Source organism: Bradyrhizobium sp. USDA 3240, from assembly GCF_054063295.1.
In genome coordinates this window covers 3031677-3055069 of the sequence record NZ_JBSSGD010000002.1, presented here as the reverse complement: position 1 = coordinate 3055069, position 23393 = coordinate 3031677, and the positions used below count along the sequence as shown (strand labels likewise).

24 protein-coding genes and 1 pseudogene are annotated in these 23393 nt (G+C 65.6%); 14 read left to right on the top strand and 11 right to left on the bottom strand.

Going from position 1 to position 23393, the window contains the following annotated elements:
• Positions 1–90: 90 nt before the first annotated feature.
• The 6 genes and pseudogenes from ACVIGA_RS15280 (at position 91) to ACVIGA_RS15255 (ending at position 3964) form a co-directional block, all read left to right on the top strand.
• Complete coding sequence (locus ACVIGA_RS15280; RefSeq protein WP_456667015.1) at positions 91–525, top strand: acyl-CoA thioesterase; 435 nt, start codon at positions 91–93, stop codon at positions 523–525.
• A 5-nt stretch (positions 526–530) separates the two neighbouring features.
• A complete protein-coding gene (locus ACVIGA_RS15275) occupies positions 531–1010 on the top strand; it encodes a PaaI family thioesterase (protein ID WP_456667014.1) in 480 nt (159 codons plus the stop codon).
• A 269-nt stretch (positions 1011–1279) separates the two neighbouring features.
• Complete coding sequence (locus tag ACVIGA_RS15270; RefSeq protein WP_456667013.1) at positions 1280–1657, top strand: CidA/LrgA family protein; 378 nt, start codon at positions 1280–1282, stop codon at positions 1655–1657.
• Positions 1654–2373, top strand: a pseudogene (locus ACVIGA_RS15265) (LrgB family protein); the annotation flags it as partial. The gene ACVIGA_RS15270 and the pseudogene ACVIGA_RS15265, both read left to right, overlap by 4 nt.
• A gap of 139 nt (positions 2374–2512) precedes the next feature.
• A complete protein-coding gene (locus ACVIGA_RS15260) occupies positions 2513–3250 on the top strand; it encodes a sulfite exporter TauE/SafE family protein (protein WP_456670813.1) in 738 nt (245 codons plus the stop codon).
• Between the two features lie 36 nt (positions 3251–3286).
• On the top strand, positions 3287–3964 hold the full coding sequence (locus ACVIGA_RS15255) for a DsbA family protein (protein ID WP_456667012.1): 678 nt from the start codon (positions 3287–3289) through the stop codon (positions 3962–3964).
• A gap of 40 nt (positions 3965–4004) precedes the next feature.
• Here the strand turns inward: ACVIGA_RS15255 and ACVIGA_RS15250 are convergent, their stop codons facing one another.
• Complete coding sequence (locus ACVIGA_RS15250) at positions 4005–4607, bottom strand: CGNR zinc finger domain-containing protein (RefSeq protein WP_456667011.1); 603 nt, start codon at positions 4605–4607, stop codon at positions 4005–4007.
• 74 nt (positions 4608–4681) lie between these two features.
• Here ACVIGA_RS15250 and ACVIGA_RS15245 point away from each other — a divergent pair, with 74 nt between their 5' ends.
• Positions 4682–5359, top strand: a complete 678-nt coding sequence (locus ACVIGA_RS15245) for an AzlC family ABC transporter permease (RefSeq protein WP_456667010.1) — start codon at positions 4682–4684, stop codon at positions 5357–5359.
• The gene (locus ACVIGA_RS15240; protein WP_456667009.1) at positions 5352–5678 is read left to right on the top strand and encodes an AzlD domain-containing protein; all 327 of its coding nucleotides are present in this window, start codon (positions 5352–5354) and stop codon (positions 5676–5678) included. The genes ACVIGA_RS15245 and ACVIGA_RS15240 overlap by 8 nt, the downstream gene beginning before the upstream one ends.
• Positions 5679–5687: 9 nt before the next feature.
• Here ACVIGA_RS15240 and ACVIGA_RS15235 read toward each other — a convergent pair whose 3' ends face one another.
• Together ACVIGA_RS15235 and ACVIGA_RS15230 are read right to left on the bottom strand one after the other, a co-directional pair.
• A complete protein-coding gene (locus ACVIGA_RS15235) occupies positions 5688–5894 on the bottom strand; it encodes a hypothetical protein (RefSeq protein WP_173638800.1) in 207 nt (68 codons plus the stop codon).
• A gap of 63 nt (positions 5895–5957) precedes the next feature.
• On the bottom strand, positions 5958–6845 hold the full coding sequence (locus tag ACVIGA_RS15230) for a LysR family transcriptional regulator (protein WP_456667008.1): 888 nt from the start codon (positions 6843–6845) through the stop codon (positions 5958–5960).
• A 120-nt stretch (positions 6846–6965) separates the two neighbouring features.
• Here ACVIGA_RS15230 and ACVIGA_RS15225 point away from each other — a divergent pair, with 120 nt between their 5' ends.
• Positions 6966–7706, top strand: coding sequence for an SDR family oxidoreductase (locus tag ACVIGA_RS15225; RefSeq protein WP_456667007.1), 741 nt, complete (start codon positions 6966–6968; stop codon positions 7704–7706).
• 56 nt (positions 7707–7762) lie between these two features.
• Positions 7763–8662, top strand: a complete 900-nt coding sequence (locus tag ACVIGA_RS15220; RefSeq protein ID WP_456667006.1) for an SDR family oxidoreductase — start codon at positions 7763–7765, stop codon at positions 8660–8662.
• 216 nt (positions 8663–8878) lie between these two features.
• Here the strand turns inward: ACVIGA_RS15220 and ACVIGA_RS15215 are convergent, their stop codons facing one another.
• From ACVIGA_RS15215 to ACVIGA_RS15205, 3 genes are all read right to left on the bottom strand, one after another.
• Positions 8879–9961, bottom strand: a complete 1083-nt coding sequence (locus tag ACVIGA_RS15215; RefSeq protein ID WP_456667005.1) for a carboxylesterase family protein — start codon at positions 9959–9961, stop codon at positions 8879–8881.
• A 23-nt stretch (positions 9962–9984) separates the two neighbouring features.
• On the bottom strand, positions 9985–10956 hold the full coding sequence (locus ACVIGA_RS15210; RefSeq protein ID WP_223966758.1) for a S1C family serine protease: 972 nt from the start codon (positions 10954–10956) through the stop codon (positions 9985–9987).
• A gap of 249 nt (positions 10957–11205) precedes the next feature.
• On the bottom strand, positions 11206–12714 hold the full coding sequence (locus ACVIGA_RS15205; protein WP_456667004.1) for an AMP-binding protein: 1509 nt from the start codon (positions 12712–12714) through the stop codon (positions 11206–11208).
• 323 nt (positions 12715–13037) lie between these two features.
• Between ACVIGA_RS15205 and ACVIGA_RS15200 the strand changes: the two genes are divergently transcribed.
• A complete protein-coding gene (locus tag ACVIGA_RS15200; protein WP_212314035.1) occupies positions 13038–13358 on the top strand; it encodes a PilZ domain-containing protein in 321 nt (106 codons plus the stop codon).
• Between the two features lie 9 nt (positions 13359–13367).
• On the opposite strand, the gene ACVIGA_RS15195 is transcribed toward ACVIGA_RS15200, so the two are convergent.
• Together ACVIGA_RS15195 and ACVIGA_RS15190 are read right to left on the bottom strand one after the other, a co-directional pair.
• Complete coding sequence (locus tag ACVIGA_RS15195) at positions 13368–13637, bottom strand: hypothetical protein (protein WP_456667003.1); 270 nt, start codon at positions 13635–13637, stop codon at positions 13368–13370.
• A gap of 177 nt (positions 13638–13814) precedes the next feature.
• The gene (locus ACVIGA_RS15190) at positions 13815–14708 is read right to left on the bottom strand and encodes a LysR family transcriptional regulator (protein ID WP_456667002.1); all 894 of its coding nucleotides are present in this window, start codon (positions 14706–14708) and stop codon (positions 13815–13817) included.
• Positions 14709–14817: 109 nt separating this feature from the next.
• On the opposite strand from ACVIGA_RS15190, the gene ACVIGA_RS15185 reads away from it, so the two are divergent.
• A complete protein-coding gene (locus tag ACVIGA_RS15185; RefSeq protein WP_456667001.1) occupies positions 14818–15810 on the top strand; it encodes an aldo/keto reductase in 993 nt (330 codons plus the stop codon).
• Between the two features lie 205 nt (positions 15811–16015).
• On the opposite strand, the gene ACVIGA_RS15180 is transcribed toward ACVIGA_RS15185, so the two are convergent.
• The 3 genes from ACVIGA_RS15180 to ACVIGA_RS15170 are packed head-to-tail and all read right to left on the bottom strand — an operon-like array spanning position 16016 to position 18460.
• Entirely contained in the window at positions 16016–17044 is a 1029-nt protein-coding gene (locus ACVIGA_RS15180) for a peptidoglycan -binding protein (RefSeq protein ID WP_223966767.1), read from the bottom strand.
• Positions 17045–17068: 24 nt separating this feature from the next.
• The gene (locus ACVIGA_RS15175; RefSeq protein WP_456667000.1) at positions 17069–17440 is read right to left on the bottom strand and encodes a VOC family protein; all 372 of its coding nucleotides are present in this window, start codon (positions 17438–17440) and stop codon (positions 17069–17071) included.
• A 15-nt stretch (positions 17441–17455) separates the two neighbouring features.
• Complete coding sequence (locus tag ACVIGA_RS15170) at positions 17456–18460, bottom strand: flagellar motor protein MotA (protein ID WP_456666999.1); 1005 nt, start codon at positions 18458–18460, stop codon at positions 17456–17458.
• A 542-nt stretch (positions 18461–19002) separates the two neighbouring features.
• Here ACVIGA_RS15170 and ACVIGA_RS15165 point away from each other — a divergent pair.
• Together ACVIGA_RS15165 and ACVIGA_RS15160 are read left to right on the top strand one after the other, a co-directional pair.
• Complete coding sequence (locus ACVIGA_RS15165) at positions 19003–20205, top strand: efflux RND transporter periplasmic adaptor subunit (RefSeq protein WP_456666998.1); 1203 nt, start codon at positions 19003–19005, stop codon at positions 20203–20205.
• 6 nt (positions 20206–20211) lie between these two features.
• A complete protein-coding gene (locus tag ACVIGA_RS15160) occupies positions 20212–23370 on the top strand; it encodes a multidrug efflux RND transporter permease subunit (RefSeq protein ID WP_456666997.1) in 3159 nt (1052 codons plus the stop codon).
• Positions 23371–23393 lie beyond the last annotated feature (23 nt).

The following is a 23393-nucleotide window of genomic DNA, read 5'->3' as shown; positions in this document are numbered from 1 at the left end:
ATCTCCGCGGAGCGGTCCCGATACGGTACCGTATTGCTAGCCTGCTTGGTCCCTGATACGCTACCGTATCAGAGCGCAAAGGAGGGGACGATGGAGGGCGAAGCGACCTATCGCGGCACGGTCTATCCCTGGCACTGCGATCACATCGGCCACATGAACGTCATGTGGTATGTCGGCAAATTCGACAAGGCGAGCTGGAACATGTTCGCGCGGCTCGGGCTGACGCCGAGCTATCTGCGCGAGTCCGGCCGCGGCATGGCCGCCGTGCAGCAGAACATCTCCTATCAGCGCGAGCTGCTCGCCGGCGACCTCGTCGAGGTCAAGAGCCGGCTGGTCGAGTTCCGCGACAAGTCGGTCCGCATCCTGCACGAGATGCGCAACGCGGAGACCGGCGACATCGCCGCGACCTGCGAGATCGCCGCCGTGCACATCGATCGCGCCGCGCGCAAATCGGCGCCGTTCGCGCCGGCGATCCGCTACGCCGCGATGCCGCACCTCGTGCCGTCAGAATCCGTGACTGCGTGACCGCCATGCCCCGCTTTGAGCCGAAGAATCCCGACTTCCGCGCGGTTGCCACCGCCACATTCGAACGCCAGCGCGCAATGCAGACGCTTGGTATCTCGATCGCGCGCATGGAGCCGGGTGAGGTCGATCTCGCGATGCCCTATGCGGCGGAGTTCTGCCAGCAGAACGGGTTCGTGCATGCCGGAATCATCACCGCGGGGCTCGACAATGCCTGCGGGATCGCCGCCTTCACGCTGATGCCCGAAGGCTCCGACATCCTCACGGTGGAGTTCAAGACCAACCTGCTGGCGCCGGCCCGCGGCGAACGGTTCGTGTTCCGCGGCGTCGTGGTCAAGCCAGGCCGCACGCTGACGGTTTGCGACGGCCGTGCCTACGCCGTGCAGGACGGCATCGAGACGCTGGTCGCGACCATGAGCGGCACGCTGATGGCGCTGGCGCGGCGGGAGCCGCTAGCAACGAGCGGAGCTTTATCTCCGTCACCCTGAGGTGCGAGCCTTGCGGCGCAATTGCGCCGCTGGGCGAGCCTCGAAGGGTCGACGGCCCACGCTTTCGCCAGCGGAGAAGTAACACGCGGAAACATCTGGGCCGTGCATCCTTCGAGACGCGCTTCGCGCTCCTCAGGATGACGCGACCCAGAGACCGGGCTGCTTGGGAAAGGCGTGCCCAGCATTTGCGCACACGCTCGAGTCCCGCGCATTGACAAGCCTCCCCCACACCGACCTGATACGCGCATGCTTCGCGTGAGTGCCTTGTCATGATTGCCAGCCTCGGTCTGATCCTGCTTTGCCAGCTGGTTGGCGAGGTTGCCGTGCGGGCGCTGGCCGTGCCGGTGCCGGGGCCTGTCGTCGGGCTGGTGCTGCTGCTGTTGGCGCGCGACCGCTTTCCCGTGCTCGCGCGCGGGCCGCTCGGCAATGACGGGGTCGAGAGCGTAAGCCGCGGCATGCTCGCCAATCTCTCGCTGCTGTTCATTCCGGCCGGGGTCGGCGTGGTGCAGAAGCTCGACCTGCTCGCCGAGCACGGCATCGCGATCCTGGTGATCCTCGCGGTTTCGGTCATCGTCACGCTGCTGGCGACGGTCGCGACCTTCGTGGCGGCGAGCAGTATGTTTGCGCGCGAGGAGGAGAACCCGTGAGCGACAATCCGTTTTCGCTCTGGGTCTATCTCTCGCAGTCGCCGCTGCTCTGGCTGACGGTGACGCTGCTGACGTATGCCGCAACCGATGCGGTGTCGCTGAAGACGAGGCGGCACCCGCTCGCCAATCCCGTGCTGCATTCGCTGTGGATCATCGGCGCGTTCCTGCTGCTTACCAACACCTCCTACACCACCTATTTTGCCGGTGCGCAGTTCGTGCACTTCCTGCTCGGGCCGGCGACGGTCGCGCTCGCGGTGCCGCTCTACGAGAACCGCAGGCGGGTTGCGGCTGCGGTCCTGCCGATGCTGGTTGCGCTCGCGGTCGGCTCACTCACCGCGATCGTCTCGGTGGTGCTGTTGGCGCGGGCTTTCGGCCTGCCGCGCGACATCATCCTGTCGCTGGCCCCCAAATCAGTCACGGCCGGCGTTGCGATGGGCATCAGCGAATCCCTGCATGCCGATCCCTCGCTGACGGCGGTCTCGGTGATCCTCACCGGCATCATGGGTGCGATCATCGTCACGCCATTGATGAACTTCACCGGCGTCACGGATTTTCGTGCCCGCGGCTTTGCCGCCGGCATCGCCGCCCATGGCATCGGCACCGCGCGCGCCTTCCAGGTCGACGAGGTCGCCGGCGTCTTTGCCGGGATCGCGATGAGCCTGAATGCGCTGGTCACCTCGCTGCTGGTGCCGCTGGCCGTGACCTATCTGCTGCGCCTGACGCCCCTTGCAGGGCAGTTTTGTGCTATTGGTATGGCGTTGAGCAGCAAATCCTTCTATGGTTGCCGCCGCAAACACGAGTCTGTTCCCCTTGGTCTTTTCCGCAACTCAAAGCGTGCTCGGGCTGGTATCGGGCATGCTGGTCGGCTTTTCGTTGGGCCTGGTCGGCGGCGGCGGGTCGATCCTTGCCGTGCCGCTGATGGTCTATGTGGTCGGGGTAGCCCAGCCGCATGTCGCGATCGGCACCTCGGCGATCGCGGTCGCCGCCAACGCCGCGATCAACCTCTCCAACCACGCCCGCGGCGGCACCGTGATCTGGTCCTGCGCACTGCTGTTCGCACTGTCAGGCATGTTCGGCGCTTTCGGCGGCTCGATCCTCGGCAAGATGCTGGACGGGCAGAAGCTGCTCGCCCTGTTCTCGATCGTGATGCTGGTGATCGCGGGGTTGATGCTGAAGACCCGCGCGCGGGTCGGGCTGACCGACGTCAAGATATCGATGTCCAACACGCCCGCGATCATAGGTCTCGGGCTTGCCACGGGAACCATGTCCGGTTTCTTCGGCATCGGCGGCGGCTTCCTGATCGTGCCGGCCCTGATGCTGGCGACCGGGATGCCGATCATGAACGCGGTCAGCTCGTCGCTGGTGGCCGTCACCGCCTTCGGCATGACCACGGCCCTCAGCTATGCGTGGTCCGGGCTGGTGTCATGGGGCCTGGCGGGGCTATTCGTCGCCGGCGGCATCGCGGGCGGTCTCTTGGGCACTCGGAGCGCCCGCCACCTGTCGGAACGGCGCGGCGCCCTCAATATCGTGTTTGCGACTGTGATTATCGTGGTGGCGATCTATATGCTGCTGCGTAACATCAATGTGTCCTGAACGTAGAAGGGCGAGGAGCCCTTCCGGAAGCGAGCTATGAACCACCTGACGAAATTTCCCCTCGATAACGCCGGTGCCACCCGCCGCGGCGCGCTCGGCCTCATCGGTGCCGGCATTGCGCTCCTGGCCGCCGGAGGCGCGCGCGCCGAGGACGACAATGTCCTGACCGAGCAGCAGGTGCTGCGCGATCCGGATATTCCGGACATCGGCAACCCCAAGGGCGACATCACGATCGTCGAATGGTTCGACTATAACTGCCCGTATTGCCGCAAGCTCGCGCCGGAGCTCCGCCAGGTGGTGCAGGACGACGGCAAGGTTCGTCTGGTGCTCAAGGATTGGCCGATCCTCGGGCCGGTGTCGAAGGTTGCGGCGCGGATGGCGCTGGCGGCGAAGTACCAGGACAAGTTCGAAGCCGCGCACGAGGCGATGATCTCGGTCAATTCGCGCATCACCGAGCCGCGCATCGCCGAACTGCTCTCGGGCGCAGGCCTCGACATGGATCGCCTGAAGAAGGATCTCGACACCAACGCCAAGGCGATCGACGCGGTCTTGGCACGCAACAACGAACAGGCGCAGGCATTCGGCTTCAACGGCACGCCGTCATTCATCGTCGGCAAGTATCGCGTGCCCGGCGTGCTCAGCATCGATCAGTTCGAGCAGGTCATCGCCGACGCGCGCAAGGCCAATATGGGCCGCAAGACCGAGCAGAACTAGCTCGCGACGTCGCTTCCCTCGCGACCAACATGGAGCGAGTTTACGTCGAGCCCTTCCGCTTGGCATAGGCGCGCCGCGCGCGCTCGCGATTGCCGCACACTTCGCTCGAGCACCATCTGCGCGTCCGGTTCGGACTCTCGTCGACGAAGAACCAGCCGCAGCCGTCGGCCTCGCAGCATCCGATGCGGCTCGCATCATCGGACGCCAGCAGGGCCGTCAGCGACCACAGCACCGGCCACAACGGCTCCGTCACGTCGATCCCCGCCAGCGCATGGCGATAGCCGTGATCCTGCCGCACCAGGTCGGGCTGCCGCGGCGCCGCCGACAGCATCCGATTGACGAGACGGAGGTCCGCGCTGCGGCCACTGCGGAGCGCGTCGGAAATGCCCCAGATGTCGCGGCGCAGATCATGCGCCTTCTGCATCGCTGCCACGGCAACGCTGCTCGCCGAATGCGCTTTCAGCTTCCTGATCGCGGCGAGCGGCAACGTCCCGCGGCGTTCGCTCCAGGACAATAGCGCAGCATAATCCGGGATCAGCTCCTGCGGATCGTTCGAGGTCCGCCAGTCGAGCGTGTTCGCGAAGTCGAGGCAGACCCGTCCACCGAAGAACTGTGTCGCTGCCCGCGCGGGATCCCTTGACATCACGGCCTCTCACCAAGTTTAATCTAACGGTCATGACCATTACAAGCGCCCAACCGTCGCAACGCGTCCCAACGATGACGGCCGCCGGATTCAGGCGCGGCCTGGTCGCGGCCTTGCCGTTCCTGCTCAGCAACGGCGCCGCCGGCCTGGTGATGGGACTGACCTACAAGGGGCTTGGGCTGGGGGCGCCGCAAGCGATTCTGTTCAGCCTGCTCGTCTACTCCGCCACCGCCCAGGCGATCACGCTGAGCATGTGGGCAAGCCCGTTGCCGGTTGCCGCCATGGTCGTTGCCTGCATCGCCACCAATTCACGATACTTACTGATGGGCGCCCATCTGCGCCAGCTGTTTGGCGGACTGGCCCCCCGGAAGATCCTGCTCAGCCTGTTTCTGCTCGCGGATGCGTCGTGGCTGATGACGAGCTCGGATGCAGACCGCAACGGACCCGACGCCGGCTATCTGCTCGGATCGAGCATTCCCATGGCGATCGGCTGGGTCGGCGGCACTGCACTTGCCTATGCCGCCCCGCTTACAACCAACGGACCGCTGAAGCTCGCCGCCGCGCTGCTGCCGACGATGTTCATTGCGACGCTGCTTCCCAGCCAGTGGAAGAACGCGACATCTCGGTGGCCGTGGCTGGTCTCGGCAGTCGTCGCGCTGCTTGTCAGCCGATTCGTGGATCCCAGCTGGTCGATGCTGATCGGGGGCGGATGCGGCACGCTCGTCAGCATGATGGAGCGGACCGATGTATGACCTGGTGCCGCACTTGATGAAGGACTTGGACGTTCTCGGCGTGATCTTCATCCTCGGGCTGACATGCTATGCCATGCGCGCCGGTGGATACGTCCTCGCCGGGTCGATGCGCGACGATGGCATCGCCGCGCGGTTTCTCCGGCTCGCGCCCGGCAATCTGTTCATCGCATTCATTGTCGGTGGCTGCCTGTCCGGCGGGCTGGCAGGTCTCGTCGGGACAATAATCGCGCTCGTGACGATGGCTGTCACGGCCAGGGAATGGGCCGCGCTGGGCGCGGGGTTCGGTGCGGCGATCGCGACATCCGTGATCGTACCGTGACGCCGGCAGTTATTTCGCGGCGACCCTTGTCCATTCCTCGTGCGCCCGCGCCTTCAGCAGATTCCAGTCACGGGCGGCCACGTCCCAATTCACAATGGTGCGGGTGTCCTGCGCAACCTGCCCGTTAGCCACGCTCGACGTCTGCATCGAATCGTAGACATAGACGCCGCAAACCAGCAGCAGCGCGCCCAATATCATGCCGAAAAACGTCCGCATCGCTCAATCCCTCCGGTGTCGATGGGATAACGTCGCGGGGTTCGCTGTGGTTCCGGCGATCGATCAACTGCGCGCGAACACGCGCATCACATAATCGATGAACACGCGGACCCGCGGCGAAAGCTGTCGAGTGCGCGGATAGAGCAGCGAAACCGGCACCGATGGCGGCGGGCACTGCTGCAGCACCGGGATCAGCGTGCCGCTCGCGAGATCGGCTTCGGCATGGAAGCGTGGCACCTGCACGAGGCCGAGCCCGAGCCTGGCGCTCGCCAGATAGCTCTCGGGACCGGTCACCGACATCGGCGCTGGCAGCGGAAACTGCTTGAGCACGCCGTCGATTACGAATTCCATCGGGCGCAAGCGCCCCGTCGTCAGCGAGCGGATGCCGATCATGCGATGGCCGTCGAGCGCGAGCGGATCGGTCGGCATGCCCCAGCGCGCAAAATAATCCGGCGTGGCGCAGGTCAGTCGCTCCAGCATCGTGACCTGGCGCGCGATCATGTCGCTGTCGGGCAATTGGCCGAAGCGCAGCACGCAGTCGACGCCTTCGCGGATCAGGTCGACCCAGCGATCGCTCTCGCTCATGTTGATCTCGATATCAGGATATTGGGCGAGGAAGCCGGGCAGGTTCGGCAGCAGGAAGTGCCGCGCCAAGGTGCCCTGCACTTCGAGCCGCAGCAGCCCCTTCGGCCGCGCGCCGCCGAACGCGCCTTCGGCGTCTTCGAGGTCGGAGATCAGCGACAGGCAGCGGCGGTAATGCGCCTCGCCGTCGAGCGTCGGGCGGACCGTGCGCGTGGTGCGCTCGAGCAGCCGCACGCCGAGCCGCGCCTCCAGCCCCTTCACCGCGTCCGTCACCGTCGAGCGCGGCAAAGCGAGATCGTCGGCGGCCAGCGAGAAGCTGCGGCGCTCGACCACCCGGGTGAACACGCGCATCGCGTCGAAGCGGTCCATTATTATCCGGCAATTACGAATAGTGATGCCAGAAGATGCCTGATGATCCGGCCAATGCCAAGGCCTAGTGTCCTCCCCATCGAACGCGGCCTTGGCCGCCAACCTGATGGGAGACTGAAAATGACCAACCAAACCAACAAGGTAGCTCTGGTGACGGGTGCCTCGCGCGGGATCGGCGCGGCGGTTGCCGAACGCCTCGCCAAGGACGGCTTCACCGTCGTCATCAACTACTCCGGCGATGCCAGGCCCGCCCAGGCGGTGGCCGACCGGATCGAGGCCGCCGGCGGCCGGGCGCTGACCGCGAAGGCCGATGTCAGCGATGCCAATGCGGTGCGCGGCCTGTTCGACGCGGCGGAAGCGGCGTTCGGCGGCGTCGACGTGCTGGTCAACAATGCCGGCATCATGAAGCTCGGCAGGATTGCCGACAGCGACGACGCGGCCTTCGACCAGCAGGTCGCGGTCAACCTGAAGGGCAGCTTCAACACCATGCGCGAGGCGGCACGCCGGCTGCGCAACGGCGGACGCATCGTCAATTTCTCGACCAGCGTCGTCGGCACCAAGCTCGAGACCTACGGCATCTATGTCGCGACCAAGGCCGCGATCGAGTCATTGACCGCGATCCTGTCCAAGGAATTGCGCGGCCGCGACATCACGGTGAATGCGGTCGCGCCCGGCCCGACCGCGACCGATCTGTTCCTCAACGGCAAGTCAGACGAGCTGATCGATCGCTTCGCCAAGATGGTCCCGCTGGAGCGGCTCGGCACGCCCGACGACATCGCGAACGCCGTGTCGTTTCTCGCCGGTCCCGACGGCTCCTGGATCAACGGCCAGACCCTGCGCGCCAATGGCGGCCTGGTCTGACGTCCCAACACTTCAACCCAGCTCTCGTTCAACCCGCCATCACAAGGATACGTGTCATGAAACAGGTCATCGTTATCACCGGCGCCTCCAGCGGCTTCGGCCGCCTCACCGCCAACGCGCTCGCCAGGGCCGGCCACACCGTCTACGCCTCGATGCGCCACACCACCGGCCGCAACGCCGCCGCGGTCGCCGACATCGAGGAGTTCGCCCGCGACAACAAGGTCGAACTGCGCTCGCTCGAGCTCGACGTCGGCTCGCAGGCTTCGGTCGATAAAGCCATCGCCCAGATCGTCGCCGAGGAAGGCCGCCTCGACGTCGTGATGCACAATGCAGGCCACATGGTGTTCGGCCCGGCCGAGGCCTTCACGCCTGAGCAGCTTGCCGAAGTCTACGACGTCAACGTGCTCTCGACCCAGCGCGTCAATCGCGCGGCGCTGCCGCAGCTGCGCAAGCAGGGCAGGGGACTTGTGGTATGGGTGTCGAGCTCTAGCTCGGCCGGCGGCACGCCGCCCTATCTCGCGCCATACTTCGCGGCGAAGGCCGGCATGGATGCGATGGCCGTGATCTATGCCCGCGAGTTGTCACGCTGGGGCATCGAGACCTCGATCATCGTGCCCGGCGCGTTCACCGGCGGCACCAACCATTTCGCGCATTCCGGACGTCCCGCCGATCAGGCGCGCGCCGCCGAATATGAAGCCGGTCCCTATGCCGGTTTTGGTGACGAGATCATGAAGGCGTTTTCGGCGATCGTGCCCGAGGATGCCGACGCTGGCTCCGTGGCCGATGCGATCGCTAAGGTCGTGGACACGCCGTTCGGCAAGCGGCCGTTCCGCGTCCACATCGATCCGACCCAGGACGGCGCCGAGGTCGCATTCGGCGTGATCGACCGCGTCCGCGACGAGATGCTGCACCGGGTCGGCTTCTCCGACCTGCTCAAGCCGCGGGTGAACAAGTAGCTCGGCGCTCTGTCCGCATCAACGATGAGGATAGTGCCACGCGCACTATCCATCACCGTCATCCTGAGGTGCGAGCGGAGCGAGCCTCGAAGGATGCACGGCCCGATGCAGCCGCATGGCCGCAGCCGGGCCCGTCGACCCTTCGAGACGCGCTTCGCGCTCCTCAGGGTGACGGGAATAGAGCCACGCAACGCAACTACACAAGCTGGCGGCGCATCACGCTCCGCCGGCTTGCTCACCATCCAGCCACCGAAAAATTTCCGCATTGATCTCGCGGGGATAGGTGTGGCTGAGATCGTCGATCTCGCGATAAATCACCTTGGCCCCCGCAGCCGACAGCAAGCCCTGCGTCTGCCGCGCGGTCTGCACCGGGAACATCCAGTCGAGCCGGCCGTGGGTGATGAAGATCGGCAAGCCACGCAGCCGATCGGCATCGGCCATCTCGGCCATCAGCGGATGGAAGGTCGCAGCGACTGGCGCCAGATGCGTGAAGCGCGAGGTGCCGTCGAGCCCGCTCACATAGCTGAAGGTGCCGCCGTCGCTCATGCCGGTCAGCAGCATCCGCGTCTCGTCGATCCGCCAGCGCGCGCACACCTGGTCGAGGATGCGGTTGAGGTTCGGCGTGTCGCTGTCGTCGCCCATCAGCGCCCAGGTCTGGCCGGTCGCGGTCGGCGCCACCAGGATGGCACCGCGGCTGCGCGCATCGCGCAGCCAGCTCCACAGGAAGCCGCGGCCGTTGCCGCTGCCGCCGTGCAGCGCCATCACCAGCGGCCAGGCACGATCCGGCGTGTAGTACTCCGGCACATACATCGAGAAGCCGCCGCGGCTGCCCGGCTCGTTGCGCTCATGGAATATGCCGGTGTCGGCGTTGGGTGTCGCCGCGAGCTTCGCTTGCAGCGCGGCGTCTTCGCGCAAGTCGTGCGCGATGAAGAAGCCGCTGACCGGCGGCAGTTCGGTCAGCGGATAGAGCGCCTCCTGTGCGCGCGGCAGATAGCGTAGCGCGCGGAATACGCTGACCAGATCGCCTTCGCCATTCTGCACCGCGCGCAGGCCCGCATAGCCGGCCAATGCCGGCTCGATCGCAGCCTCCAGCGCGGTCTTGATGTGCGCGAATTTCTCCGGCCAATCGGCAAGCCGCGGCCGCACCGCCTGCAAGGCCTCCTCGGGCTCGCCCGCGATCTGCATCACGCGATCGAAGTCCGGCGGGTTGAGGTTGCGCGCGACAAAGGACAGCGATTCCAGCGTCTGCAACAGCGGCGGCAGCACGGCCACGATGTCGTCAACCACGGCCTCGCTCATCGTCGCTGCCTCTTTTCTTTCTCTTAATGCAGCCGCGGCGCCTTCAACAGCTTCATGCGGTCGATCGAGGTCAGCGTCACGTCGAAGGTGACGCCCTCATGGTAGATCGTCAGCGGCACGTCGACGCCGGCCGCGCCGAGCGACCAGAGTTTTCTGTAGAAGCCGGTCTGGCTCGTCACCTTGTCGCCGTCGACCGCGAGGATCACGTCGCCGGTCTTGAGCTCGGCGCGCGCCGCCGGTCCCTTGCTGGCGACGCCGACCACCACGAGGCGGTTGTCGATCTCGGTCGTGTACATGCCGAGCCACGGCCGCGCCGGCCTGTCGACACGGCCGAACTTGCGCAGATCGCTGAGCACCGGCTTGAGCAGATCGATCGGCACAATCATGTTGACATGCTCGGCTCGGCCCGAGCGCTCGCGTTCGAGCTGCAGCGAGCCGATGCCGATCAGCTCGCCGGCATTGTTGATCAGTCCGGCGCCGCCCCAGTTCGGATGCGACGGATGGGTGAAGATCGCCTCGTCGAGCAGGTATTCCCAGTAGCCCGCGAACTCCTGCTTCGCGGCGATCTGGCTTGCGACCGAGCGTGTGCGGCCGCCGGCGCCGCCGAGCACGACACTGTCGCCGACCTGCGTTCCCGCCGACGAGCCGATCGGCAGCGGATTGATGTCGAGCTTGCCGAGTGCCTGCACCAGGCCGAAGCCGGATTCGAAATCGAAGCCGAGCGCGTGGCCCTCGACCGCGCGGCCGTCGCCGAGATGCAGCCACACCGTGGCGGCCTCCGTGATCAGATATCCGATCGTCAGCACCAGCCCATTGTCGATCAAGACGCCGTTGCCGGTGCGCTCAGTGCCGAGCGTCTCGGCGCTGAAGGCGTCAGGCGGAATGATCGAGTGCAGCCCGACCACGCTCATCAGCGCACGATCGAGGTCATAGCGGTAATCTTCGGGACGGGGCTGAAAGGCCGCTGGCACTTTCCATTCGGTGGTGGAGGGCATCCGGGATCTCCTGGCGTGCAGCGTGCTGGAACCTCATGGTAGTCCGAGGTTCTGCCGGCAGGGAAGATGGAATGATATACCTTGCGCGGCGGCCTGCACAGCTCATCTGGCGTGCAGACCTGCCCCTCGCAAGATCAATTGAACCTATTCGCTTTTTGAAGCGCGATGAGGTCGGGTTGAATCGTCATCGCGCTTTAGCTTCTTGTTTGGGCATGATCTTTTCGGAAAACCGCTTCGCACTTTTCAGGATCATGCCTTCGCGCGCGCCGGCATGATGCGGAAGGCGCGGTCCTCCTTGATCCAGGCGGCGCGCTCGTCGCGCAGCATGGTGCGGCGAACTTTTCCGGAATCATCACGCGGCGCCGTGCCGACGCGCTCGAAACTTTCCGGATGCTTGTAGCGGCTGAGCCGGTCCTTCAGGAAATCGCTCATGCCGTCGGCGATCTTCTGCGCATCGGCGCTGTCGGCGAGTTCGAGGATCGCATGCACGCGCTGCCCGAATTCCGGATCGGGCAGTCCGACCACGACGCAGGAGCGCACCTCGGGATGTTCGCTGACCGCGGCCTCGACCTCGGCCGGATAAATGTTGGCGCCGCCGCGCAGCACCATGTCGGCGAGCCGGTCGCCGAGATAGAGATAACCTTCTTCGTCGAGCCGGCCGATATCGCCGAGCGATTCCCAGCCGTCGGTACGCCGCTTCGGCGTGGCGCCGAGATAGTGATAGGTCGAGCCGGCGCCGTCATTGGGCAGGAAGTAGATCTCGCCGGTCTCGCCGGGCGCGACGTCGTTGCCGTCCTCGCCGATGATGCGCAGGCGCGCGGTCTCGCCGATCCTGCCGACCGAGCCCTTGTGCGCCATCCACTCGACGCCCGAGATCACGCAGGCGCCCTGCCGCTCGGTGCCGCCATAGAGCTCCCAGACCCGTTCCGGCCCGAGCCATTCGATCCACTTCTCCTTCAACCAGGGCGGCATCGGGGCTGCCATATGAAACACGATCTGCAGGCTGGAGACGTCGTAGCGGTTGCGTACCTCCTCGGGCAGCGCCCAGATCCGGTGCATCATGGTCGGCACGAAGTTGACCCATTGCACGCGCTCGCGCGCGATCAGCCGCAGCGTCTCCTCGGCGTCGAACTTCACCATGCCGGTCAGCCGCCCGCCGCCGAACAGCGCGGCGTGCGACAGGATGAAGGGCGCGTTGTGATACAGCGGGCCCGGGTTGAGGACCGACGCCTCATGTGGCATGCCGAGCAGAAGCGGTGTCGTGGTTTCGATCACGGCAGGGCTGTGATCGAGGATCACCTTCGGTCGTCCGGTCGAGCCGCCGCTCGTCATCGCCTTCCAGTAGCGCGCGACCGGCGCATCGAGCGGCTCCCCGGAAAATCCTTCCGGCACAAAATCCACCGGCAGCGAATTCGGCGCGTTCCAGTCGGCCTCGCCGCCGACCACCAGCGACGGTTTCAGGATCTCGAGCACCGCGGCGGCCTCGCCGCGCGGCAGCCGCCATGACAGCGAGGTCGGCGTCGCGCCACACTTCCACACCGCAAACGTGGTCTCGAAGAATGCGTTGCTGTTGGGCAGCCCGATCGCGACGAAGTCGCCGGGCTTGACGCCCTTGGCGGCAAAGGCGCGCGCCCGCGCATTGGCGCGCTGCTCGAGCTCACGCCAGGTCAGCGCATCCGCGCCGTGACTGACGGCGATCGCGTCTACGGGCTTGCGTTCGGCATACCAGCGCGGCACGTCGGCGAGGGGGATCAGCATGGGGCGTTTCCGAAGGACTAAGGCGGCTTGAAGCGCTCTTGTTGCAGGGATGTGGCCGAAGCCACGGCTGCCACTTCACCAACTATGCGGTCTCCGTGTCAAGCCAATGGCTGCCAGGGCGGCCGGTATCCCGCTGATGGAATTGCGGAATCCTCGTTCGATAAAAGCCGGGTCAAGATTCCGGTAAAGTTCAAGCGATCGCGCTAAGCCGGACTTTACGGGGCGGCGGCATTGTGGCCCGTGCGGTTGTGTGCCGGGCGCGTCGATCGACCTGCGCGGCCTCCAATTTTTTTCAAGGACCAATGTCTTCAAGGACGACGACGATGGCGAGCAATGGAGCACGGATCAAAATCAGTCGCGAGCCGCGGCGCCAGCTCAACAATCGTGCGGCGTGGATCACGGTCGATGACGGTGTAACCGAGAACGCCTGCGCCGTGGTCGATATCTCGCCCGGCGGCGCCAAGATCACGACCGAGGTCGAGTTCGACGTCAAGGATCGCCTTGCGCTGACGCTGCTCGCTGATCACGCCAAGCGCTACCCCTGCGAGGTGGTCTGGCGTCGCGGCAAGACCTACGGGCTCAAATTCGTCACCGCCGACGCCGAGCCGGACGAACCGGCCGCGGAGCCGGCCGGCGCGATCTAGCGCTGCGCCTCAGCGCCCCTGCGCGCTGTTGGCATTGCCGGTTGTGTTCACCGAACCGCCGGGAGCGGCCGGCGCCGCACTGAAATTGCCGCCGGAGGACGGTGCATAGCGCTGACCGCTCTGGGCTGGAAGCGCAGTGCCGCCAACGCCGCCCGACGAAGCGGCGCGATCTCCGGGCCTCGGCGGCGGTGGGGAGCCCCCCGTGCTTTGCGCGAGAAGCTGGGCCGGCGCGAGGGTGAGGCCGGCAGCGAGGATGATGGCGAATTTGTTTCTGAACATGGGGTTAGCCCGGATGGTGCGGTGAGGCTCGCGCGGTGGCGAGGTCCGCCAAGCCGCTCGATTGCGTCTCCAATAACGTAAGTGGTGTTGGTCTCGTTCCCAGAGGATACGGCCATACCGCAAAGCAAATATCCGTGTGGTGGATGCGGGCGCGATCACGGCGCCGCGTCCGCTCCGCTAGCCCCGATAACGCAGCGCGTCGACCAGCAGCGCGAACGCCGGCGAGGATTGCCGGCGGCTCGGGTAATAGAGGTGATAGCCGGGAAACGGCGCGCACCAGTCGTCGAGCACCTGGACCAGTTGGCCCTTGTCCAGTTGCGCCTGCACCTGATCCTCGGCGACATAGGCAAGCCCGAGCCCGGCCAGCGCCGCCTTGATCCGCAGTGCGGTGCTGTTGAACACCAATTGTCCGTCGACGCGGACCTTGATCGGGCGTCCGCGCTTCTCGAATTCCCAAGCATAGATGCCGCCAAAGGTCGGCAGGCGGATGTTGATGCAGGCGTGCTGGGTCAGGTCCTGCGGCCGCTTCGGACGGTCGCGCCGCTTGAAGTAGGACGGCGCGCCGACCACCACCATGCGGAAGTCAGGCGCGATCCGCACCGCGATCATGTCCTTCGCCAGTTGCTCGCCGAGGCGAACGCCGGCGTCAAAACGTTCCGCGACGATGTTCGCGAGACCGTTGTCGACGGTCAGTTCCACCTTGATGTCGGGATAGGCCGGCAGGAACTTTTCCAGCGCCGGCCACAGGATGGTCTCGGCCGCGTGCTCGCCGGCGTTGATGCGGATGCTGCCGGCCGGCTTCTCACGCAGCGCGTTGAGCGCGGTGAGTTCGGCCTCGATCTCCTCGAAGCGCGGCCCGACACCTTGCAGCAGCCGCTCGCCGGCCTCGGTCGGCGCGACGCTGCGGGTAGTGCGGGTCAGGAGCCGCACGCCCAGCCGTTCCTCCAGCGCGCGCATGGTGTGGCTGAGCGCCGATTGCGACACACCGAGCTGCGCCGCCGCGCGGGTGAAGCTGCGCTCGCGCGCCACCGCGAGGAAGGCGATCAGGTCATTGACGTCATGCCGCGGCATTGATGAATCCAGCTCATAAGTCCATCCCGATTTTTACGTCTAATGGGACGCCTGTGCACGTCCTAAATCCCGCAGCGGCAGGTTCCAGTCCTTGATGCGGAGAGATGTCATGCAGAAGCGTAAACTCGGTAACAGCAATCTGGAGGTATCGGCGATCGGCCTGGGCTGCATGGGCCTGAGCTTCGCCTATGGTCCAGCGGTCGAGAAGGCCGCAGGCATCGCGCTGCTGCGCGGCGCCGTCGAGCGCGGCGTCACCTTCTTCGATACCGCGGAGGTCTACGGTCCCTTCGTCAACGAGGAGCTGGTCGGCGAGGCGCTGGCGCCGGTCCGCAACGACGTGGTGATCGCCACCAAGTTCGGCTTCGATATCGGCTCCATGGCCGAGCGCCACCGCTCGCTGAACAGCCGGCCCGAGCACATCAAGGCGGTCGCGGACGCTTCGCTGAAGCGGCTGAACATCGATGTGATCGATCTGTTCTATCAGCATCGGGTCGATCCCAACGTGCCGATCGAGGATGTCGCCGGCGCCGTGAAGGACCTGATTGCCGCCGGCAAGGTCCGCCATTTCGGCCTGTCGGAGGCCGGCGTGCAGACCATCCGCTGGGCGCATGCGGTGCAGAAGGTCACGGCATTGCAGAGCGAATATTCGCTGTGGGAACGCGGGCCGGAAGCGGAGATCCTGCCGGTGCTGCAAGAGCTCGGCATCGGCTTCGTGCCGTACAGCCCGCTCGGCCGCGGTTTTCTCACCGGCGCGATCAGCGCGTCGACGACGTTCGCCAGCGACGACTTCCGCAACCTCGTGCCGCGCTTCACGCCGGAAGCCCGCCGCGCCAATCAGGCGCTGGTCGATCAGCTCAGCCGGATCGCCGCCGGCAAGGGCGCAACGCCGGCCCAGATCGCACTGGCCTGGCTGCTGGCGCAGAAGCCGTGGATCGTGCCGATCCCCGGCACCACGAAGCTCAATCGGCTCGAGGAAAATATCGGCGCCGCGCGGATTGAATTGAGCTCCGCCGATCTCGCCGACATCGGCAAGGCCGTCGCCTCAGTCGAGGTGAAGGGCGCGCGCTATCCGGAGCAATTGCAACAGATGGTCGGACGCTGAGGCGAGCCACACAGCAGTGTCGTCCCGGCGCAGGCCGGGACCCATTACCCCAAATGCGCGCTGTTGCGCGACACTGAGGCCACAGCCCTCTTCAACAACACAGCCCGGTGGTTTTGGGTCCTGGCCTTCGCCGGGACGACGATGTGGGCACAGGCCGTGACGCACGCTGGGTGTCGTCCCAACGAAAGCGAAGCGGCCGTGCCGCCTAGCGTTCCGTCAGTTTCAGCTCGATGCGGCGGTTGCGCTTGTAGGCGTCTTCGGTCTGCGCGGTGTCGAGCGGCTGGAATTCGGCAAAGCCGGCGGCGACCAGGCGCTGCGCGGGCACGCCGAGCGAGACCAGATATTGCACCACCGAGATCGCGCGCGCGGAGGACAGCTCCCAGTTTGACTTGAACAGCGGGCTGTTGATCGGCCGCACGTCGGTGTGGCCGTCGACCCGCAGCACCCAGGCGATTTCGGCCGGGATCTGCTTGTCGAGATCGATCAGCGCGCTCGCGACCGTATCGAGCTCGGTCTTGCCTTCCGGCAGCAGCGTCGCCTGGCCGGTATCGAAGAATACTTCGGACTGGAACACGAAGCGGTCGCCGACGATGCGGATATCGGGGCGGTTGCCGAGGATGGCGCGCAGCCGGCCGAAGAATTCCGAGCGGTACTTCGACAATTCCTGCACCCGCTGTGCCAGCGCGACGTTGAGGCGCGAGCCGAGATCGGCGATGCGGTTCTGCGATTCCTTGTCACGCTTCTCGGAGGCGTCGAGCGCCTCCTCGAGCGCGGCGAGCTGGCGGCGCAGCGCGCTGATCTGCTGGTTCAGCACCTCGATCTGCGCCAGCGCGCGCGACGACACGCTCTTTTCGGACTCCAGCGCCTTGTTGAGCTCGTTGGCGCGGCCCTGCGCGTCATTGCCGGAATTGGCGAGCCCCTCATAGAGCCCCTTCATGCGGTCGCGCTCACCCTCGGCCGAGGCGAGGCCGGCGCGCAGTTGCGACACCTGGTCGTCGAGCGTCAGCTTGGAGAGCTTCTCCAGCGACAACAGGTCGTTGAGCTGGGCGATCTTGGCGTTGAGCTGCTCCAGCGCCTTGTCCTTGCCGGTGACCTCCTGCGACAGGAAGAACTGCACGACGAGGAATACCGACAGCAGGAACACGATCGACAGCACCAGCGTCGACAGCGCGTCGACAAAGCCGGGCCAGTAGTTGAAGCCGGATTCGCTGCGGCGCGAGCGGGCGAGGGCCATTCGGTTTCCCTTTATCTGTTACCGTCAGTCCTGCGGCGCGTGGCAGACGGCTTCGATATTGTGATCGTCGGGATCGAGGACGAAAGCGCCGTAGTAGTTTGCATGATAGTGCGGCCGAATTCCGGGGCGCCCATTGTCCCGGCCGCCGGCCTTGATCGCCTCGTCATAGAAGCGATCGACGGTGGCACGATCGTTTGCCGTGAAGGCAATGTGGGTGCCGGTCTGCGGCGCAGCGCGCCGCCCGATCCAGAAGAAGGCTTTTGGACGTACGCCATAGCCTGCAAACTCGGTACCCTCGGCATACAGGCGCGTGATGCCGAGAGGACGCAAGGCCGCATCGTAGAAGGCCTTGGACCGCTCGATATCGCTGACGCCGATGGTCACGTGGTCCAGCACGTTGGCCTCCGTCGCTCAGCTCTTCTCGGGTTGGCGGGCGAGGCGCTCGAGCAGCCGCTTGATCTCGCGGTTCTGCTCGCCCTGGCCGTCGGCCCATTCGCGGATCATCTGCTGCTCGGTGCGCATATGCGCAACCAGTCCCTGGATCGCCTCGGCAAGATTGGCCATCGCCGCCGTGGTGCTGCGACCGCCGCCGCCGGCGCCACCTTCCTCGAAGGTGGCACGCAGCCGGTCGATCGCGCCCTGCAGGTCGGCGCCGCCGGCGCCTGCGCCGACACCGTCGCCGGAAATGCCGCGCACGGTGGTGGCGAGCCAGTCTTCGAGGTCGGTGTAGAAGCGGTTCTGGGCCTGGCTCGATTGCAGATCCAGGAAGCCGAGGATCAGCGAGCCGGCGAGGCCGAACAGCGAGGACGAGAACGAAATGCCCATGCCGCCGAGCGGCGCGGCGAGGCCCTCCTTCAGCGTATCGAACAGCGCGCCGGCGTCGCCGCCGACCTTGAGGCCGTCGATCACCTTGCCGACCGAGCCCACCGTCTCGATCAGGCCCCAGAAGGTGCCGAGCAGGCCGAGGAACACCAGCAGGCCGGTCATGTAGCGCGAGGTGTCGCGGGCTTCATCGAGGCGGGTTGCGATCGAATCGAGCAGATGCCGCATGGTCTGCTGCGAGATCGACATCCGCCCGGTGCGCTCGCCGCCGAGAATGGCTGCCATGGGAGCAAGGAGCGTCGGGCGGCGCTCGATCGCAAGGCCGGGATCGGCGATGCGGAAATTATTGACCCAGGCGACCTCGGGATACAGCCGGATCACCTGCCGGAACGCCAGGATGACGCCGATCAGCAACACGGCGCCGATCAGGGCGTTCAGCCCGGGATTGGCGAAGAAGGCCGTGACGATCTGCTTGTACAGCACGACCCCGACCAGGCCGCAGAGCACCAGGAACACCAGCATCCGCACCAGGAAGATCCTGGGCGAGGACAGTTTGCTCAGTTCGATCTCCATGTCGGAGCGGGAAGGGGGCATTGCCGGGTCATCCGTTCGCGAAGGCCGCATCTGCCAGCAATATGGCACAGCGGCGGAGTGAGGAAAGCCGAATCCAAAGGCTGTCAGCAGAACCTTGGGTTGAGAGCGGGCGGAGTGTTGCCGCTTTGCGCAGTAATCCGGCGCTTCGGTGCATCAGCCTGTTCAGAAAGTGCCAATTCCACGCGCGGGTCGCGAGACGAACTCGGGTTGCACGCATCGCTGGGCGAGGCGTGCCGCGATCGGCGATTCGCGCGCCGCGCATTACGACTTTGCAATCTGCGGCATTCCCGCACAGGCAAAAGGCGTGTTCCCGCTCACGCAGTCCTTAACGCATTCCCACAGCCTGCGATGGAACCCGCTCACAATGCAGTGACCCGATAAAACATGTTGCGAAATCAGGACGATAGCGTTCTGTGACAATGAGCCGCCGAAATACGCATTGCGTCGCAGCAACGAGATTTTATTTTCACCCCAGCAACGCGAGCGCTGTCGCCGTGACACCGCCGTTCGTTTGTTCAAACCTCTCAGGGGCGATCATCTCAATGTCTGGACTTCGCGCGCAATCGGCATGCATTGCTCTGATGCTGGCCGTGACGGCGCCACTGCTTGCTGGCTGCAACGAACCGAATTCGGCAACAGCCGCCGTACAAGCACCCGAGCCGGACGTCAGTGTCGTCACTGTGAAGCAGCAGACGCGCGCGATGGTGCGCGAGCTGCCGGGCCGCATCGCGCCGACCCGTGTCTCCGAGGTGCGCCCGCGCGTCTCGGGCATCGTCGTCAACCGCATGTTCCACCAGGGCAGCGAGGTGAAGGTCGGCGATCCCCTGTATCAGATCGATCCGCGTCCGTTCGAAGTCGAATTGCAGTCGACCGAGGCGGCGCTCGCACGTGCCAAGGCCGTGCTCGAGCAGAACTCGCTGCAGGCGCGCCGTATCGCCACTCTCACCAACCAGCGTGCGACCTCGGAGGCCGAGAACGAGAAGGCGATCGCCAACCTGAAGCAGGCCGAAGCCGACGTGCAGGGCCGCCAGGCCGACGTCGCGCGTGCCAAGCTCAATCTGGACTATGCGACGATCCGCGCGCCGATCGACGGCATCATCGGTGCTGCGGTCATCAGCGAGGGCGCGCTGGTCGTGCAGAACGACGCCGCGAGCCTTGCGACCATCCAGCAGCTCGATCCGATCTACGCCGACTTTCAGCAGTCGGTCACCGAGATGAACCAGCTCCGCCGCGCCTTCGAGAACGGCGATCTCGATCGCATCGAGTCCGACGCGATGAAGGTGCGTCTCGTGCTCGACGACGGCTCGATCTATCCGCTGCCGGGCAAGCTGCTGTTCTCCGACGCCAAGGTCGACGCCCATACCGGGCAGGTCACCCTGCGCGGCGAGTTCCCGAATCCGAATCGAGTCCTGCTGCCGGGCATGTATGTCCGCGTGCAGATCGAGCAGGGCATCGACACCGATGCGATCGCCGTGCCGCAGCAGGCGATCCAGCGCAATGGCGGCGGCGGCAGCGAGGTGTTCGTCGTCAAGGACGACAATCACGTCGCGGTACAGCCGGTGCGCACCGGCTCGCTGCAGGGCGGCTCCTGGTTCGTGACCGAAGGCCTCAAGGCCGGCGACAAGGTCGTCGTCGAGGGTTTCCAGAAATTCGCCGCCGGCGACAAGGTACGGCCGCTGGCCTGGCGTGACATCGACGCTGCTGCGGCGCCGGATTCGCAGCAGACCGCGCACGCGGTGAAGTGATCCAATATGCCCAACTTCTTCATCGACAGGCCGATCTTCGCCTGGGTCGTCGCGCTGTTCATCTGTCTGGTCGGCGCGATCTCGATTCCGCTGCTCGCGGTCGCGCAGTATCCGATCATCGCGCCGCCCTCGATCTCGATCTCGACGAGCTATCCCGGCGCGTCGCCTGAAAACCTCTACAACAGCGTCACACGGCTGATCGAGGAGGAGCTCAACGGCGCCGCCAACATCCTGAACTTCGAATCGACCTCCGACTCGCTCGGCCAGGTCGAGATCATCGCCAACTTCAAGCCGGGCACCGACACCAGCCAGGCCTCGGTCGAGGTGCAGAACCGCCTCAAGCGCGTCGAGGCGCGGCTTCCGCGCGCCGTGATCCAGCAGGGTATCCTGGTCGAGGAAGCCTCGTCCGCCGTGCTGCAGATCATCACGCTGAACTCGACCGACGGCTCGCTGGATGAAGTGGGCCTCGGCGACTTCATGATCCGCAACGTGCTGGGCGAGGTGCGCCGCATCCCCGGCGTCGGCCGCGCCACGCTCTATTCGACCGAGCGGTCCCTGCGCATCTGGATCGATCCGGCCAAGCTGGTCGGCTACGGCCTTTCCGCCGACGACGTCAATAAGGCGATCACGGCGCAGAACGCCCAGGTCGCCTCGGGCAGCATCGGCGCCCAGCCGAGCACCGACACCCAGACAATTTCCGCGCAGGTCCTGGTGAAGGGCCAGCTGTCATCGCCCGACGAGTTCGGCGCGATCATCCTGCGCGCCAACCCCGACGGCTCGACGGTTCGCCTGCGCGACGTCGCGCGGATCGAGATCGGCGGCCTCAGCTACCAGTTCAACACCCGTCTCGACGGCAAGCCGACCGCCGGCCTTTCGGTGCTGCTGTCCCCGAAGGGCAATGCGTTGGCGACTGCGAGCGCGGTCGAAGCCAAGATGAAGGAGCTGTCGCGCTTCTTCCCGGCCAATATCTCCTACGAGATCCCCTACAACATCACGCCCGTCGTGAAGGCCTCGATCGAGAAGGTCCTGATGACGCTGGTCGAAGCGGTGGTGCTGGTGTTCATCGTGATGTTCCTTTTCCTGCAGAACATCCGCTACACCATCATTCCCACCATCGTGGTTCCGGTGGCGCTGCTGGGCGCCTGCGCCACGCTGATGATCGCGGGCTTCTCGATCAACATGCTGACCATGTTCGGCATGGTGCTGGCGGTCGGCATCCTGGTCGACGACGCCATCGTCGTGGTTGAGAACGTCGAGCGCATCATGGCCGAAGAGGGCCTGCCGCCGAAGGAAGCCACCAAGAAGGCGATGTCGCAGATCACCGGCGCCATCATCGGCATCACGCTGGTGCTGATGGCGGTGTTCGTGCCGATGGCGTTCTTCCCCGGCTCGGTTGGCATCATCTACCGCCAGTTCTCGGTCACCATGGTGGCGGCGATCGCGTTCTCGGCGCTGCTCGCGCTGTCGCTGACGCCGGCGCTGTGCGCGACCTTGCTCAAGCCGGTCGAGAAGGGCCACGGCCATGCCCGCAAGGGCGTGTTCGGCGCCTTCAACCGCGTGCTCGACCGCAGCCGAGCCGGCTATGTCACCACGGTGCAGGCCGGGCTGAAGCGCACCGGCCGCCTGATGCTGATCTATCTGGTGCTGTTCGCAGGCGTCGCCTACGGCTTCGTGCGGCTGCCCGGCGGCTTCCTGCCGGTCGACGACCAGGGCTTCATCACGACCGACGTGCAGACGCCGTCGGAGTCGTCCTATGCGCGGACCGAAGCTGCGGTCGAGCAGGTCGAGAAGTACCTGAAGAATCGTGCCGGCATCGAGAACGTCACGTTCCTCACCGGCTTCAGCTTCCTTGGCCAGGGCATGAACACCGCACAGGCGTTCATTACGCTGAAGGACTGGTCGGAGCGCGGCGCGAAGGATTCCGCCGCCGCCATCGTTGCCGACATCAACCGCGACCTGTCGTCGACGATCCGCGACGCCAGGATCTCGGCGCTGCAGCCGCCGCCGATCGACAACCTAGGCAACTCCTCTGGCTTCTCGTTCCGCCTGCAGGACCGCGGTCAGAAGGGCTATGCGGCGCTGATCGCGGCGTCCGACCGCCTGATCGCGGAGGCCAATGCCAGTCCCGTGTTGCAGAAGGTCTATGTCGAAGGCCTGCCGCCGGCGCCGCAGGTCAATCTGATGATCGATCGCGAGAAGGCGGGCGCGTTCGGCCTCACCTTCGAGGACATCAACAACACGATCTCGACCAACCTTGGCTCGAACTACATCAACGACTTCCCGAACCGCGGGCGGATGCAGCGTGTCATCGTGCAGGCCGACAAGACCAGCCGCATGAACGCGGACGACATCCTCAATTACAATGTGAAGAACAGCCGCGGCCAGCTGGTGCCGTTCTCGGCCTTCGCCACCATCGAATGGTCGAAGGGCCCTACGCAAATTGCGGGCTTCAACTACTATCCGGCGGTGCGTATCTCCGGTGAGGCGAAGCCGGGCTTCACTTCGGGTGACGCGATCGCGGAGATGGAGCGGCTCGCCGACAAGCTGCCGCGCGGCTTCGGCTATGAGTGGACCGGCCAGTCGCTGCAGGAGAAGCTGTCGGGCTCGCAGGCACCGTTCCTGCTCGCACTCTCGGTGCTGGTGGTGTTCCTGCTGCTCGCCGCGCTCTATGAGAGCTGGACCATTCCGCTCGCGGTGCTGCTCACGATTCCGCTCGGCATTCTCGGCGCGGTGGTGGCGGCAACGATGCGCGGCCTGTCCAACGACGTCTATTTCACCGTCGGCCTGATCACCATCATCGGTCTCGCCGCCAAGGACGCGATCCTGATCATCGAGTTCGCCAAGGACCTGCGCGCGCAGGGCAAGCCGCTGGTCGAGGCGACCATCGAGGCGTGTAGCCTCCGATTCCGTCCGATCCTGATGACCGGTCTCGCCTTCGTCTGCGGCGTGCTGCCGATGGCGATCGCCACCGGCGCCGGCGGCGCCAGCCAGCAGGCGCTCGGCACCTCGGTGATGGGCGGCATGATCGCCGTCGTGATCCTCGCGCTGCTCTTGGTACCGGTGTTCTTCGTCAGCGTGCAGCGCGTGCTGGCGGGAGATCGCGAGAAAGCCCCGGCGAATGCCGAGGTCTATGGCCCGCCCGCGCCGGCCAGGATGGGTCACTGATGTCCAAGATCGGGGACGCCTTG

Bases quoted from the DNA above. Each gene is read 5' to 3' on its own strand.
- ACVIGA_RS15190 (WP_456667002.1), bottom strand. From the start codon at position 14,708: ATGCCGCGGCATGACGTCAATGACCTGATCGCCTTCCTCGCGGTGGCG.
- ACVIGA_RS15235 (WP_173638800.1), bottom strand. From the start codon at position 5,894: ATGCGGACGTTTTTCGGCATGATATTGGGCGCGCTGCTGCTGGTTTGC.
- ACVIGA_RS15165 (WP_456666998.1), top strand. From the start codon at position 19,003: ATGTCTGGACTTCGCGCGCAATCGGCATGCATTGCTCTGATGCTGGCC.
- ACVIGA_RS15210 (WP_223966758.1), bottom strand. From the start codon at position 10,956: ATGCCCTCCACCACCGAATGGAAAGTGCCAGCGGCCTTTCAGCCCCGT.
- ACVIGA_RS15260 (WP_456670813.1), top strand. From the start codon at position 2,513: ATGCTGGTCGGCTTTTCGTTGGGCCTGGTCGGCGGCGGCGGGTCGATC.
- ACVIGA_RS15230 (WP_456667008.1), bottom strand. From the start codon at position 6,845: ATGGACCGCTTCGACGCGATGCGCGTGTTCACCCGGGTGGTCGAGCGC.
- ACVIGA_RS15195 (WP_456667003.1), bottom strand. From the start codon at position 13,637: ATGTTCAGAAACAAATTCGCCATCATCCTCGCTGCCGGCCTCACCCTC.
- ACVIGA_RS15200 (WP_212314035.1), top strand. From the start codon at position 13,038: ATGGCGAGCAATGGAGCACGGATCAAAATCAGTCGCGAGCCGCGGCGC.
- ACVIGA_RS15185 (WP_456667001.1), top strand. From the start codon at position 14,818: ATGCAGAAGCGTAAACTCGGTAACAGCAATCTGGAGGTATCGGCGATC.
- ACVIGA_RS15270 (WP_456667013.1), top strand. From the start codon at position 1,280: ATGATTGCCAGCCTCGGTCTGATCCTGCTTTGCCAGCTGGTTGGCGAG.
- ACVIGA_RS15280 (WP_456667015.1), top strand. From the start codon at position 91: ATGGAGGGCGAAGCGACCTATCGCGGCACGGTCTATCCCTGGCACTGC.
- ACVIGA_RS15220 (WP_456667006.1), top strand. From the start codon at position 7,763: ATGAAACAGGTCATCGTTATCACCGGCGCCTCCAGCGGCTTCGGCCGC.
- ACVIGA_RS15245 (WP_456667010.1), top strand. From the start codon at position 4,682: ATGACGGCCGCCGGATTCAGGCGCGGCCTGGTCGCGGCCTTGCCGTTC.
- ACVIGA_RS15160 (WP_456666997.1), top strand. From the start codon at position 20,212: ATGCCCAACTTCTTCATCGACAGGCCGATCTTCGCCTGGGTCGTCGCG.
- ACVIGA_RS15180 (WP_223966767.1), bottom strand. From the start codon at position 17,044: ATGGCCCTCGCCCGCTCGCGCCGCAGCGAATCCGGCTTCAACTACTGG.
- ACVIGA_RS15275 (WP_456667014.1), top strand. From the start codon at position 531: ATGCCCCGCTTTGAGCCGAAGAATCCCGACTTCCGCGCGGTTGCCACC.
- ACVIGA_RS15255 (WP_456667012.1), top strand. From the start codon at position 3,287: ATGAACCACCTGACGAAATTTCCCCTCGATAACGCCGGTGCCACCCGC.
- ACVIGA_RS15170 (WP_456666999.1), bottom strand. From the start codon at position 18,460: ATGCCCCCTTCCCGCTCCGACATGGAGATCGAACTGAGCAAACTGTCC.
- ACVIGA_RS15205 (WP_456667004.1), bottom strand. From the start codon at position 12,714: ATGCTGATCCCCCTCGCCGACGTGCCGCGCTGGTATGCCGAACGCAAG.
- ACVIGA_RS15250 (WP_456667011.1), bottom strand. From the start codon at position 4,607: ATGTCAAGGGATCCCGCGCGGGCAGCGACACAGTTCTTCGGTGGACGG.
- ACVIGA_RS15240 (WP_456667009.1), top strand. From the start codon at position 5,352: ATGTATGACCTGGTGCCGCACTTGATGAAGGACTTGGACGTTCTCGGC.
- ACVIGA_RS15215 (WP_456667005.1), bottom strand. From the start codon at position 9,961: ATGAGCGAGGCCGTGGTTGACGACATCGTGGCCGTGCTGCCGCCGCTG.
- ACVIGA_RS15225 (WP_456667007.1), top strand. From the start codon at position 6,966: ATGACCAACCAAACCAACAAGGTAGCTCTGGTGACGGGTGCCTCGCGC.